Source organism: Halogranum rubrum (genome assembly GCF_900114455.1).
In the GTDB taxonomy this organism is placed as follows: Archaea; Halobacteriota; Halobacteria; order Halobacteriales; family Haloferacaceae; genus Halogranum; species Halogranum rubrum.
In genome coordinates this window covers 22,131-34,931 of sequence record NZ_FOTC01000011.1, presented here as the reverse complement: position 1 = coordinate 34,931, position 12,801 = coordinate 22,131, and the positions used below count along the sequence as shown (strand labels likewise).

Here is a 12,801-nt window from a genome sequence, read left to right as displayed (position 1 = left end):
TCTACTCCCCCCGCACCCCCCTCGCTCACTCGCTACCGAACGTCCACCGCGTCGCGTCGCTCGGATAGTCGCTCCACGCGAGCACACGCTCGGGTCGAATCGCGAAGACGGGCGTTCCGTGTCGAATCCCGTACTTCTCCTCGTAGGCGTCGTCGATGCGCTCCAGTATCTCGGGGTCCGCCTCGCCTTCCATGTATCGCTCGGCCGTCCCCTCGACGATGACAACCGTCTCGGCGTCTTCGCGGTGAATCGTAATCGCGGGGTTCTGTGCGAGATTCCGGACCCACCGCGTTCGTTCGCCGCCGCCGCAGTGCATCGTCCCGTCAACCCAGACGCCCCAGACCGGTCGAGCGTGCGGTCGACCGTCGGGCAGTGTCGTCGACACCCAGTAGTTCCGGTCGTCGGCCAGCGTCTCCTCGACGAACGACCACGGGAGCAGTCCGTCGCTCTCCTCGGGAATCCCGTAGCTCTCTTCGGTCTCTGGTCTGCTCCGAGTCATCTCTCGCTCGGTCTGACCGCCGTCTCTGTCCGCCGTGTTCGTCATCGCTGTCTGTTCGCCGCCTGTACGCATCTCTCTTCGCCTCTCCCCCCACACCCCCCTCTCCACATCTCTCTGTGGTCTGTCGTCGTCGACGATAGCGCCGCTCGACTCGAGTGACCTCGACTCCCTCCCTTCACCTCTCCTCCCCCACACCCCCTCCTCTCCGCTTCCCACCCTCTTTTCGCTCCCCTCCACCCCACCCACCGGCCTACCGGCCGGTCGGCGCGCAAAAAATTCGCTCTCTCCCTCTCTCTGCCTACCCCGTCTTGTAGACGCCGCGAACCTGCGCGGCGCGTTCGTCGTCCTCGGTGAACACGTCGACGTCGACGACGCCGATGTCGCCGCCGAGTCGCACTACGTCTGCGACGGCTTGGAGGTCACCGGTTCCGGCGCTCAGATAGTCGATGCGCATGTCGATGGTCGGGACGGGTTGGTCGACGAGCGAGACGAGTGCCGCCCCACCCACCGTGTCGGCGAGGGTGAACGTCACGCCGCCGTGGGCCATCTGTCGCTCTGTGTTCCACGACAACTCGTCGCGCATCTCGATGTGTCCTTCGGCGTGGCCGTCTGCGGCTTCGGTGATTTCGACGCCCAAGAGGTCGGCGAACGGCATCGTCTCGAAGAACTCCTCGATGTCCATGTGCGGGTGTCACCCCCGCTCGTCTTAAAAATAGGGTCGGCGCTCTCGAACTCAGGCTTCGGCTTCGACCGTCTCGCGGATGCCCTCGGCGATGCGCACCGGTGCGGGTAGGTAGAAGTCCTCCAGCGCGTGCAGCGGCACGGGCGTGTCGTACCCACCGACGCGCTTGATGGGCGCTTCGAGGTGGTAGAGTCCCTCCTCTTGCAGCGCGCTGACGACTTCGCCGCCGAGTCCGCCCGAGAGCGGCGCTTCGTGGACGACGACGGCGCGGCCCGTCCGCTTCAGCGAGTCGACCATCGTCTCGCGGTCCAGCGGGGAGAGCGTCCGGAGGTCGACCACCTCCACGCTGATTCCGAGGTCCTCCTTGGCCATCTCTGCGGCCTCCAGCGTCTCCGGGACCATCGCGCCGTAGGTGAACACCGAGACGTCGGACCCCTCGCGGCGGACGACGGCCTCGCCCAACTCGGGGAGTGCCGCGTCGAAGTCGACCGGTTCGCGGGAGGACCGGTAGATGCGCTTCGGTTCGAGGAAGACCACGGGGTCGGGGTCACGAATCGACGCCCGGAGGAGACCGTAGGCGTCGCTCGGCGTCGAGGGGACGACCACCTTCAGCCCCGGTTGGTGGGCGAACAGCGCCTCCATCGACTCGGAGTGGTGTTCGGGTGCGCGGATGCCGCCACCGTAGGGCGCGCGGACGACCATCGGACAGGTGTATCGTCCTCTGCTGCGGTTTCGAAGGCGGGCAGCGTGGGAGACGAGTTGGTCGAACGCGGGGTAGATGAACCCCATGAACTGCATCTCGGCGACGGGACGGAGTCCCTTCGTCGCCATCCCGATACTCGTCCCGACGATGCCGGATTCCGCCAGCGGCGTGTCGATGACGCGTGCCGAACCGAACTCGTCGTAGAGGCCGCCCGTCGCACGGAAGACGCCGCCGTTCTTCCCGACGTCCTCGCCGAGGACGAGCACCCGGTCGTCGTCGGCCATCTCTCTCCGGAGGGCCTCACGGACGCCGTCGACGAGCGTGAGTTGGTCGGAGTCCGCGGACGAGAGACTCACGAGTGGTCCCTCCGGAAGGCATCTTCTCCATAGCGCTCGACGAGTCGCTCCAGTTCCTCGCGTTGGCGGTCGAGTTCGGGCGTCGGTTCGGCGTAGACGTGCTCGAACATCGCCGAGACGGGTTCGGGCGTCGTCGACTCTGCCGTCTCGATCGCGTCTGCGAGACGGGATTCGATGCGGTCTTCGATTTCGGCTTTCGTCTCGTCGTCGAGTCGTCCCGTCTCGCGGAGGAACGTCTCGTAGCGTGGGATGGGGTCGCGGTCACGCCACTCGTCGGGGACACCTTCGCGGTAGACGTCCGGGTCGTCGGCGGTGGTGTGTGCGCCGAAGCGGTATTGGACGGCCTCGATGAGCGTCGGTCGGGTCTCACCCGGTCCCGGGTTACGCGCCTTCTCGACGGCCTCTCGGGTGGCGACGTAGACGGCCAGCGGGTCCGTCCCGTCGACTTGGATTCCCTCGAAGCCGTAGGCGTCGGCCTTCTGAGCGATGGTCTCGCTGGCCGTCTGCTTCTCCCGAGGGACGGAGATAGCCCACTGGTTGTTGTTACAGAAGAAGACGACTGGAGCGTCGAAGACGCCCGCGAAGTTCAATCCCTCGTGGAAGTCGCCCTCGCTGGTTGCGCCGTCACCGAAGTAGCAGCAGTAGACGCTATCCTCGTCGAGGTAGCGCGAGGCCATCGCCGCGCCCGCCGCCTGCGGAATCTGCGTCGCGATGGGGATATACTCCGGCATGACGTTGACGCCCTCCGGAACCCGATAGCCGTCGCCGTGGCCCATCATCGTGAGCAAGAGTGACTCGATGGGGACGCCGCGAACCACCTTCGCGGCGTGGTCTCGATAGGTCGGGTAGAGCCAGTCTTGGGCGTCCAGTGCGTAGGCGCTGGCGACCTGCGAGGCTTCTTGGCCTGCGAGGGGTGCATAGGTGGCGATGCGTCCCTGTCGTTGGAGGCTGACCGCCCGCTCGTCGAAGCGGCGCGCCAGTCGCATGTGTTCGTAGATACCCACCAGGGTGTCGTCGTCGACGTCGATGGGGAGTGGTTCGTCGGTTCTCGACCCGTCGAGGGTCAAGAGCTGATACCGCGTCGATTCGTCGGTTGAGTGGTCGAGTACGCTCATGGGGAGTGATTCGTGGTTTGGGCTGTCCGGTCGGTGGTTGCTATGCTGTCGTCGGTCGATTCGTTCGTTCGGCACGTCGTTCGTGCTCGTGTTCGTCGCGTCCGACGGTGTCGAGTCGTCGGGCGACGTGTCGTCGTCGGACACGATGGGTCCGTGGTTAGACGTGGCCGGCTCCGTCGGTTGCTCTCCCGTCGAGTCGGCCGCTCGTCCAGCGTGCTGTGGATATCGCGAAAAATTTCTCCGCCAGTGTCAGCCCTCCGTGGGTAGAGACGTGTTCACTGCCAACGATGCGGTCGGCGGTCGGACTGGCGGAGTCCATAGCCGAACATGCTCTCCAATCTGTATTAACTATTGTGTGGGATACGATATCACAGAGTCGTCGGGAAAGTGGCGATTTCGGCGAAAGAACGACGGCGTTCCGGGGCATTTCTTTACAGAACTGCCAACGCGGGGGAGTCGTCGTCCCGGTGACGGATCGTAGATTCGACACGAACGGTTCGGTAAATACGGTTAAGACGACAGCACCGAGTCATCAACCATGTCCACACACCACACGCCGATTCGGGTCGACCACGTCGGTATCGCTGTGGAGTCGGTTCCTGAGGCGGTGTCAGCCCTCGTCGACAGCCTCGAAACCGCAGATATCCGCGCCGTCAACGTCCCCCTCGGAGGACGCGGAGGGGTCGAATGAGCGACCCACGAGATGGCGACTCTGGGGACGGTGGAGACGCTGCGAACGGGGACTCTCGCGAGATTCGCACACACGAGGCGGGACCCACGACGAGTGCGGAGACGCCGACGCCGGTGGCTCCGGCGGTCCGCGAACGTATCGAATCGGACCCCTACTGTGCGACGCTCGGCATCGAACTCCGGGCGCTCGAACCCGGGTCGGCGACGACGGCGTTGACCGTCACCGACGACCTTGTGAACTTCCACGGAACGCCGCACGGCGGGGCTATCTACTCGCTCGCCGACGCCGCGTTCGCCGCCGCCTCCAACAGCCACGGTGAGACGGCCGTCGCACTAGAGACGAACATCTCCTACCTGTCGGCAGTCGAAGTCGGTTCGACCATTCTCGCGACGGCGACGGAGACGCACCTAACCAGACGCACCGCCGAGTACGAAGTCGTCCTCACCACCGAAGGCGACGGCGAACGTCTCGCCACCTTCCGCGGGCGAGTCTACCGACCCTGACCGTCTAATATCCGGACGGCAGCGTTCTCGGAGTTCGAAAAACTCGTCGTCAGTCGGTGTCAGCGGTGGTCGAAGACGCGCTGGACTTTTCCGACCTCGGTGCGGCCGATCTCTCCCGGCGGGACGATGTCGAGACTGTCGGGTTTCACGTCGAGGACGCTCTCCAGTTTGGCCTGTACTTCCTCGCGGAGTGACTCGGTCGACCCGTGGTACTCCTCGTGGTGTTCGACCGTCAGTTCGAGGCGGTCGAGGCTGTCCTCGCGCCGCAGGTCGATGCGGTAGTGCGGGGCCACCTCGTCGAGTTCGAGCATGACCTCCTCTATCTGGCTGGGATAGACGTTGACGCCGCGGACGATGAGCAGGTCGTCGGCGCGGCCGGTGACGTTGCCCATGCGGACGGCGGTCCGCCCGCACTCACAGGTCTCGTAGTTCAGCGTCGTCATGTCGCCCGTGCGGTAGCGAAGTACCGGAAGGGCCTGCTTCGAGAGCGTCGTCAACACGAGTTCGCCCTCTTCACCTTCGGGTAAGACTTCGCCCGTGGTCGGGTCGACGACTTCGGGGTAGAAGTGGTCCTCCCAGATGTGGAGGCCGTCCTGTGCGTCGGCGCACTCGATGGAGACGCCCGGGCCGATAATCTCCGAAAGGCCGTAGACGTCGACGGCGGTGACGCCCAGTGCTTCCTCTATCTCCTCGCGCATCGGGTCGGTGAAGGGTTCTGCCCCGATGACGACTGTCGAGAGCGGGAGGTCGCGTACGTCGATACCGCGCTTCTCTGCCGCTTCGGCGAGGTAGAGACAGTAGGAGGGCGTACAGCAGAGCACGTCGCTCTCGAGGTCTTGGAGCATGTCTATCTGTCTCGCCGTGTTGCCGCCGCCGGTCGGGATGACGCAGGCACCCAGTTCCTGAATCCCGTCGTGGAAACCCAGACCGCCGGTGAAGAGGCCGTAGCCGTAGGCGTTCTGGACGACGTGGTCCTCGCGGACGCCCGCCGCGTAGAGCGACCGGGCCATCACCTCGCGCCAGACGCCGAGGTCCTCGTCCGTGTAGGCGACGACTTTCGGCTTTCCCGTCGTTCCGGAGGAGGCGTGGATACGGTTGACCTCCGCCCAGTCGACGGCGAACATCCCGTCGGGGTACTCGTCGCGGAAGTCCTCTTTCTTCGTGAAGGGGAGCGACGAGATGTCGTCGACGCTCTCGATATCGTCGGGCGAGACGCCCGCCTCGTCCAGTGCCTCGCGATAGTACTCGACGTGGTCGTAGGCGTGCGCCACCGTCTCCCGGAGGCGTTCACTCTGTAGGTCTTCGAGGTCCTCCCGTGACGCGGTCTCTACCTCATCATAGATCATACAGAATCGCCACCGTCTACCGTTAAATACGTTTTCGTCAGTCACAGTCTCGCGAAGGAAGTGCGGTTCAGAGGCCGACGTCGAGGTATCTGTTTAGGAGGAGACTCGTCTTCGCCCAGTTCCTTCGACGGGGCCTTCGTCGACGACTTGTCCCCCGATAGCTTCGCGAGAGCGAGTCGGCCACGCGGACGTGCGTTCGATTCGTGTCTCGTCGACGAGACGGCGGCGACTCGACGAATCAGCTGTTGGTGAATCAAAAACACGAAGTGTCCAGTTCTATCTTGCTCCTCTCTCCGGAATCTGTCCACAACTCAGGAGATATTCAGTCGAGACGCCCCAGATAGCCCGAATACAAAATTTCTACAATTTTTACAATTTCCACAATTCTCAAAAAATGTTAATAATTAAACTTTTGTCACCCCTCTGGATGTTGCTGGAGTAGTGAGTTGTGTCTCGACTGTGCGGCGTGTTGTGCGGTGTGAAGGAGTGTGTAGTTCACCGACCGACTGTCGGACGTCGGTGTGGTGTGACGTTACTGTCGAACGCTACGGGCTTTTCGAACACCTGAGCCGTCTCGAACCATATCTTCACAGTGTGGACAGACCCGGGGGTTGTCCATCTCGTTCGGCGCGAAGACGCGGACGTAGTCCACGGTGACGAATGACCCACAGTTGCTGCATTCCGGCATACGAACATTGTAAGGAAGTGAATTCGCATAGTTGTCATGCCCAAACAGTTTGGGTAACCAGACGATTACGCCGACGTCCAGTGTCGCAACAGCAACGTCTCGACCTGTCGAGGCGTGTAGGAGTCGAGCAGCGTCTCGGCCTCGGTCGTCGACAGCGAGAACGCCGCCATCGCGTCGGCGACGAGGTCCGACTCGGGCCGGGCGCTCGGCGCTTCGGGCACGTCTTCCTCCCAGAGGTCGTCCGAGAGCGGTGGGTCGACTGCCGTCACGCCGACGCCTCCAGGACCACTGTCACGTCGGCAGAGCGTCCGTCAGTCTTAGCGAGCGCTGTCGAAGACATCTGTCTCGGAACTCGCCGGGAACGCAGTAATCCCTTGTGGCAGCCCGGTTCGATTAGCTGTACTGGTCGGCGTACTCCTGGGCCTGCGCTCGAACGGACTCCGCGTCGACGCCGACGACGTCGCCGTCGTCGAGCAGTACCTCGCCGTCGACCATCGTGAACGCCACGTCGTCGCCGTGGGTCGCGAAGACGAGATGCGAGAGCACGTCGTGGACCGGCGTCGCTCGACTCGTGTCGGTCCGAAGGCCCACGATGTCGGCTTTCCACCCCGGTTTCAGCTCTCCGAGGGTCTCGAATCCGGCCGCCTTCGCGCCGTTGATAGTCGACATCTCGAAGGCCGTCGCCGCGGGCAACGCCGTCGGGTTCAACTCGTCGACTTTCTGCAGGAGGCTGGCCTGTCGCATCTCGGTGAATGGGTCGAGCGTGTTGTTACACGGCGGGCCGTCGTTGCCGAGTGCGACGTTGATGCCGCGGTCCAGATAGTCCAACACGGGAGCGATACCGCTCGCGAGTTTCATGTTCGACGACGGGCAGTGCGTGACGTGTGTGCCGGTCTCTGCGAGTACCTCGCGCTCGGAGGCGTCGGTGTGGACGCAGTGTGCGAGCACGACGTCCTCGCCCGTCAGTCCCACTTCGTCCAGCCAGTGGACGTTGCGCATCCCGGTGTCCTTCTCGACGGCGGCGATTTCGCCCAAGTTCTCGCTGGCGTGTGTGTGAATTCGGACGCCGTCGTACTCGTCGGCCAGTCGCCGAGCACCGCGGAGACACGCTTCGGAGCACGTAACCGCGAACCGCGGCGTCACCGCGTATCGAACCCGGTCGCCGAAGGCGCCGTGGTACTGCTGTATCAGTCGCTCGGACTCCGCCAGTGCGTCCTCGGTGTCCTCCTGTAGTGCCTCCGGGGACTCCTTGTCCATGAGCACCTTGCCCATCAGGGCGCGGATTCCGACTTCGCCGGCGGCCTCGAACGCCTGGTCGGCGTGAGAGACCGAGAGGTGGTCGATACAGGTGGTCGTGCCGCTCTCGACGAGTTCGAGGTAGCCGAGCGTCGCCGCCGTCCGCATCTCTTCGGCGCTCATCGACCCCTCCATCGGGAGGATGTGGTCGAACAGCCAATCGAGCAGTTCGGTGTCGTCGGCGATGCCGCGGCCGAGACTCTGCACCGAGTGGATGTGACTGCCGACCATTCCTGGAGCAATGATGTCGTACTCGCGTCGCTCGTGGTCCGGGTACTGGTCGACGAGTGCTTCGCGCTCGCCGACCGCCTCGATGGTCGTCCCGTCGACGACGACCGCGCCGTTGTCGATGACCGTCGCCGAATCGGCGACGACCGTTCCGCTGAGTAGCATCCTTCCTCGCGAAAGGGGTCCGGGTACATGAACCCGGCGAGTCACTCTCTATCATATAGTATTTTATATACTTGTACAACAGACTGTTGGCGAGAAAATACCGCGGCTCTCTCGCAGTCTTGATGCCGATTTCGCCGTATTTGGCCTCGTTGTCGACGATTCGAGAGAGACGTGTCTTCTCGGAGAGAACCAATGCACGATTCTATATTCGGACGACGAGCGGTGAACATCCTCCTGATTTGCTGTGTCCTGCTCGGGACGCTCGCGAGTATTCCGGGTATCGCTGTCGCAGGAACAGTTCCGGAGTTCGCCTCGATATCGTCCGTACACTTTAGCGGCGACGGAACTGCTGGCGGTGCTGAGACGGCCTCGTACGATGATCCGATCTGCTCCGTTGACCCGTATTATCCCGGCTGTTACCCGATACTGACGCCGATGCCAACACCAACGTCGACTCCCAGCGACACCACCAAGCCGACGGCATCTATCACTTCGCCGACGTCGGCTTCGCCGGTGTACGTCACGTCGTCTGACTCCTTCGACGTCAGCTACAGTGCCACGGACGCCGGGGGCGTCTCGACGACGTCGCTGACGTTGACCGGAAAGACCCCGATTTCCAGCCTCGGGTCCGGAACTGAACAGACGTACACCGTCTCGGGTGAATCGCTCTCACCGGGAACGTACGACCTCACGCTCACTGTCGTAGACCTCACGGGTAACACTCGTACCGTGACCGAATCGGACGCCGTCGTCGTCGACGACACGTCCCCGTCGCTCTCCGACGTCACCGTCTCGAATCAGGCCGGTGGCGACACGGTCGGCGTCGGCGGAACGGTGGTCATCTCTGCGACGGCCACCGACGCGCTCTCCGGGCTCGACGCTGTGACCGCCGACGTCACTGCACTCGGCGGCCCCTCGAAACTCTCCCTCGACCACACGGAGGGCGATAGCTTCGAGGCGACCTATACGCTCGAAGACGAGACGCTCACTGACGGAATCGTCTGGATTCCCGTGGTTGCGACCGACAGGGCTGGAAAGTCCCTCACGAATCCGAGTGCGATTACCGTCGACACCACCGCCCCGACGATAACGAAACTCGAAGTCGTCGGGTCCGACGGCAGCGAGTTCGTCACCGAGGGCGACACCGTCGTCGTCTCGGTGCAGGCGGTCGACCCGACTTCGGACGTCGACAGTGTGACCGTCGACGCTTCCCCGCTCGGTGGATCGGAGGCAGTCGCGCTCCAGAAGCAACATCTCCTACACATCAACGTCATTCCGTCTCACGACACCGAGGGCTGGTACGGCACGTTCGTCGTCACCAAGCCATCGGCCGCCGACGGCCCCGTCTTGCTCACCGTGATGGCGACGGACACGGCTGGGAACACGGAGACACTCTCGGACACCGTGACGCTCGATACGACTGCGCCGACGTTCTCCGGCCCCTCGCCGACGACCCGCGTCTCGTCTCGAACGTCGACCATCAGTGCCACCGTCGCTGACGCGAACGACGTCGACTGGAAGACGCTCGCCGTGACGGTCGAACGCGCCGACGAGACAAAACTGTACGTCCACGACGCCACGTCCTCGTCTGCGGGCGTCAGTGTTGACACTACAACCGGTGAACTCACCTTCTCGCCGAAGGAGGCCGGTCTCCAACTCGACGAGCAGAAGATTCGCGTGACGCTGTCGGTCGAGGATACGACTGGTAACGTCGGAACCACCACGTGGACGTTCGACGTCGACGTCCCGACGAAGAGCAAGAAGCACAAGCAACCGACCCCGGTTCCGACACTCCTGACCCACGTCGACGACGGACTCGCGAGCGTCACGGCCGTCGATTCGGAGACGGAGACGAGCGTCCGAATCACGCAGGCGACTGCAGGCAGTACGGTCAACGTCACCTTCGACCCGGTGAACGTCACCACCCGCACCGTCCGCGACGGGGCGACACTCTCGGAGATGAGCGTCACGTTCGCTGAACGGGCCGACTTCGACTTCCGCGTCGAGTACAGTCCGACCACGTTCGACGCCGAGACGCCCGACCCCGACGGCCAGTCGTCGGTTGGCTACCTCCGCGTCGACCACGAGATGAGCGACGCGTCCGTCGAGTCGGTGACGTTCACCTTCGACGTGAACCGCTCGACCATTGAAGCGAAGAACGCAACGCCAGAGTCGCTCGTGCTGTACCGTCTCGTCGACGGCGAGTGGGTCACCTACGACCTCAACCTCGTCGAGGAGACGGACGACACCTACACGTTCCGTGCGACCGTCCCCGGCCTCTCGCTGTTCGTCATCGGAGCGGTGGAGGCCGAGACTGACGCGCCGATTGTCGACGCCGAGGCGACGACGCCCGTCGAAACCGTGACGGCTTCGGCGGACGACCTGTCTGACGACGCTCCCACTGACGTGGTGACGACGCCGGAGACGGCGACGACGAGTCCCGGATTCGGTCTGGTGCTCGCCCTCGTCGCGCTGGCGCTCTGTGCCCTGTTCGCCGGACGCCGCCGCGACTGAGCGCTCTCCACACCCTGCGCATCCGACAACTTACTCGATTACGTATTACAGTACTATTTTATATCCTCACGACCTACACAGTGGTGATGCCAGAAATCACCGTCTCCGAGAGCCTCTACCGGCAACTCGTCGACGCATCCGGCGAAGGGACGCTCGACAACACCATGTGGAAGATGGTCGCGCAGTATCAGCGCGGCAACAACCCGGGCGACTAACCCCTTCCTCCTCCCGTACGCGATTGACGCACTCGCGTGCCCGTGCGTCAATCGACGTTTTTCGCCTTCTGAGGCACTCCTCTCTCGATTCTCTGGCTCGTAACCTTTGCTCCGTCAGACGGTCGTACGACACAAAACATATATCCATGGTGTCCCCACTATCGGGTACGAAACGCGGGACCGTGCGGCAGGTCTTCGGGTAGGGGTACACGAAGCCTGACGCCAGTTCTCCCGCGCTGTTATATCTCACTCGCGAGCGACGGTGCCCGTCAATTCGCGTTACGGCGCGTACGTCCCCGTCGACACTCCTTCGTCGAGGACGTTCCCCGTCGACACTCCTTCGTCGAGGACGTTCCCCGTCGACACTCCTTCGTCGAAGACGTCCCCCGTGACCGCTCGTTCGAAGTCAGCTTTCGTCGCGCGCGCCTCGTCTCACCTCACCGTACCTCACCTCGCTTCCCGACGACCACTCCACAGGGTCGTCTCTTCACCAATCAGTCGTCCTCGCCAGTCGTCGCTATCGGGCGAGTGACGCTCTCTGGTGCGGGTCCCGGCGAACGGAGCGCGAGCGCCGCGATTCCGGCCACGAGGGCGAGCACGCCGCCGAGTTGGAACGTCGTCGTCCAGCCAACTTGCGTGACGACCCACCCGGCGACGGCCCCACCGAAGACGCCGCCCCACATCTTCCCCGAGTAGAGCAGCGCGTAGTTCGCCGACGAGTTCGCCTCGCCGTAGTAGTCGGCGACGATGCTCGGGAAGAGCGTGTACTGCGGACTCCAGAAGAACGTCGCGATGACGACGGCGGCGAGGAAGCCGACAGTCGTTCCGGTCTGGCCGAAGGCGACGACGGCGAAGAGTCCGAGTCCACAGAGGCTGAACGAGGCGGCCATCGCGAGCCTTCGGTTGAGACGGTCCGAGAGTTCGCCCATGACGAGGCGGCCGACGCCGCCCGCGACGGGCAACAGCGCCGCCGCCGCCGTCACGGTTCCGGCGTCGAGCGACACCGCCTGCGCGAACGAGACGATTTTGGCCGTGAGCATCAGTCCGGCCCCGCTGACGGCGACGAACATGCCGTACATCAGCCAGAACTGCCACGTCCGGAGCATCTCCTTCCAGTGGTAGTCGCGCTTCGAGGCGTCTTCTGTGCCGTTGGCTTCGGCCGCAGCGGCTTGGTCGGCTTTCCGGGCGTCGTACCACGACTGCGGTGGGTCCCGGAGGACGGCCGCCGCGACGAGGATGCCGACACCGATGACGATGCCCATGTTCTGGAGCACGTCGGGGTATCCACCGGCCGTCGCGTTGCCTCGGACGTACGGGATGAACAGCGCCGCCCCGGCGGCGAACGCCATCGTGCCGACGCCGGTGGTGAGGCCCTTCCGGTCGGGGAACCACTTCAGCGCCGTGTTCACCGAGATGGTGTAGACGATGCCGACGCCGAGCGCCCCCAGCGAGTAGAGGACGTACAACTGCCAGACCTCGGTCGCGAACGACAGCAGGTAGTACGCGCCGCCGGCGAGGACGGCCGCCCCGAGCGTGAGCAGTCGCGGGCCGTGTCTGTCGCGCCACCACCCGACGGGAAACTGCGACCCCGACTGGACGATGACGAACAGCGTGAACACGAGTCCCAACTGCGGCAGCGGGATGCCGAGGTCCGAGGCGAGTGGTCCTTCGATGGAGGACCAGACGTACTGGTACGGACTGACGACGGCCATCGCCAGCGCGGCGGCGGCGACGAGCCACCACCGCGAGAAGCCCAGTTCCTCGCGTGCCCGCGCGCCGTAGTCGGTGTCGTCCGCCATC

14 protein-coding genes are annotated in these 12,801 nt (G+C 64.0%); 4 read left to right on the top strand and 10 right to left on the bottom strand.

Translation table 11 applies throughout. The features are described from left to right. Nucleotides 1-25: 25 nt before the first annotated feature. From BM083_RS22005 to BM083_RS23625, 5 genes are all read right to left on the bottom strand, one after another. A complete protein-coding gene (locus BM083_RS22005) occupies nucleotides 26-544 on the bottom strand; it encodes a pyridoxamine 5'-phosphate oxidase family protein (RefSeq protein WP_089872693.1) in 519 nt (172 codons plus the stop codon). A gap of 253 nt (nucleotides 545-797) precedes the next feature. Beyond that, on the bottom strand, nucleotides 798-1,181 hold the full coding sequence (locus tag BM083_RS22000) for a PaaI family thioesterase (protein WP_089872691.1): 384 nt from the start codon (nucleotides 1,179-1,181) through the stop codon (nucleotides 798-800). 51 nt (nucleotides 1,182-1,232) lie between these two features. After that, nucleotides 1,233-2,240 (bottom strand): alpha-ketoacid dehydrogenase subunit beta, encoded by a 1,008-nt coding sequence (locus BM083_RS21995; protein ID WP_089872689.1) that lies wholly within the window; start codon nucleotides 2,238-2,240, stop codon nucleotides 1,233-1,235. Continuing rightward, on the bottom strand, nucleotides 2,237-3,355 hold the full coding sequence (gene pdhA / locus BM083_RS21990) for a pyruvate dehydrogenase (acetyl-transferring) E1 component subunit alpha (RefSeq protein ID WP_089872729.1): 1,119 nt from the start codon (nucleotides 3,353-3,355) through the stop codon (nucleotides 2,237-2,239). The genes BM083_RS21995 and pdhA overlap by 4 nt, the downstream gene beginning before the upstream one ends. A 157-nt stretch (nucleotides 3,356-3,512) precedes the next feature. Then, nucleotides 3,513-3,674 (bottom strand): hypothetical protein, encoded by a 162-nt coding sequence (locus BM083_RS23625; RefSeq protein WP_177197743.1) that lies wholly within the window; start codon nucleotides 3,672-3,674, stop codon nucleotides 3,513-3,515. A 219-nt stretch (nucleotides 3,675-3,893) separates the two neighbouring features. On the opposite strand from BM083_RS23625, the gene BM083_RS23620 reads away from it, so the two are divergent. Together BM083_RS23620 and BM083_RS21985 are read left to right on the top strand one after the other, a co-directional pair. After that, nucleotides 3,894-4,046: a hypothetical protein gene (locus BM083_RS23620; protein ID WP_177197742.1), complete on the top strand. Its 153-nt coding sequence runs from the start codon at nucleotides 3,894-3,896 to the stop codon at nucleotides 4,044-4,046. Nucleotides 4,047-4,159: 113 nt separating this feature from the next. After that, nucleotides 4,160-4,549 carry a PaaI family thioesterase gene (locus BM083_RS21985; protein ID WP_089872727.1) on the top strand — a complete coding sequence of 130 codons (390 nt, stop codon included), beginning with the start codon at nucleotides 4,160-4,162 and terminating at the stop codon, nucleotides 4,547-4,549. Nucleotides 4,550-4,608: 59 nt separating this feature from the next. Here BM083_RS21985 and paaK read toward each other — a convergent pair whose 3' ends face one another. The 4 genes from paaK to BM083_RS21970 form a co-directional block, all read right to left on the bottom strand. Next, entirely contained in the window at nucleotides 4,609-5,895 is a 1,287-nt protein-coding gene (paaK, locus tag BM083_RS21980; RefSeq protein ID WP_089872687.1) for a phenylacetate--CoA ligase PaaK, read from the bottom strand. A gap of 532 nt (nucleotides 5,896-6,427) precedes the next feature. Then, nucleotides 6,428-6,583, bottom strand: a complete 156-nt coding sequence (locus BM083_RS24250; protein ID WP_449405006.1) for a DUF7563 family protein — start codon at nucleotides 6,581-6,583, stop codon at nucleotides 6,428-6,430. A gap of 65 nt (nucleotides 6,584-6,648) precedes the next feature. After that, the gene (locus BM083_RS21975; RefSeq protein ID WP_089872685.1) at nucleotides 6,649-6,852 is read right to left on the bottom strand and encodes a hypothetical protein; all 204 of its coding nucleotides are present in this window, start codon (nucleotides 6,850-6,852) and stop codon (nucleotides 6,649-6,651) included. A 124-nt stretch (nucleotides 6,853-6,976) separates the two neighbouring features. Next, nucleotides 6,977-8,272, bottom strand: a complete 1,296-nt coding sequence (locus BM083_RS21970; protein WP_089872683.1) for a 5'-deoxyadenosine deaminase — start codon at nucleotides 8,270-8,272, stop codon at nucleotides 6,977-6,979. Nucleotides 8,273-8,464: 192 nt separating this feature from the next. Between BM083_RS21970 and BM083_RS21965 the strand changes: the two genes are divergently transcribed. Both BM083_RS21965 and BM083_RS24040 read left to right on the top strand, forming a co-directional pair. Further along, nucleotides 8,465-10,786: a PGF-pre-PGF domain-containing protein gene (locus BM083_RS21965; RefSeq protein WP_089872681.1), complete on the top strand. Its 2,322-nt coding sequence runs from the start codon at nucleotides 8,465-8,467 to the stop codon at nucleotides 10,784-10,786. A gap of 86 nt (nucleotides 10,787-10,872) precedes the next feature. Further along, on the top strand, nucleotides 10,873-11,001 hold the full coding sequence (locus BM083_RS24040; protein ID WP_272942301.1) for a hypothetical protein: 129 nt from the start codon (nucleotides 10,873-10,875) through the stop codon (nucleotides 10,999-11,001). A 494-nt stretch (nucleotides 11,002-11,495) separates the two neighbouring features. On the opposite strand, the gene BM083_RS21960 is transcribed toward BM083_RS24040, so the two are convergent. Beyond that, a complete protein-coding gene (locus BM083_RS21960) occupies nucleotides 11,496-12,800 on the bottom strand; it encodes an OFA family MFS transporter (RefSeq protein WP_089872679.1) in 1,305 nt (434 codons plus the stop codon). Nucleotide 12,801: the final 1 nt, after the last annotated feature.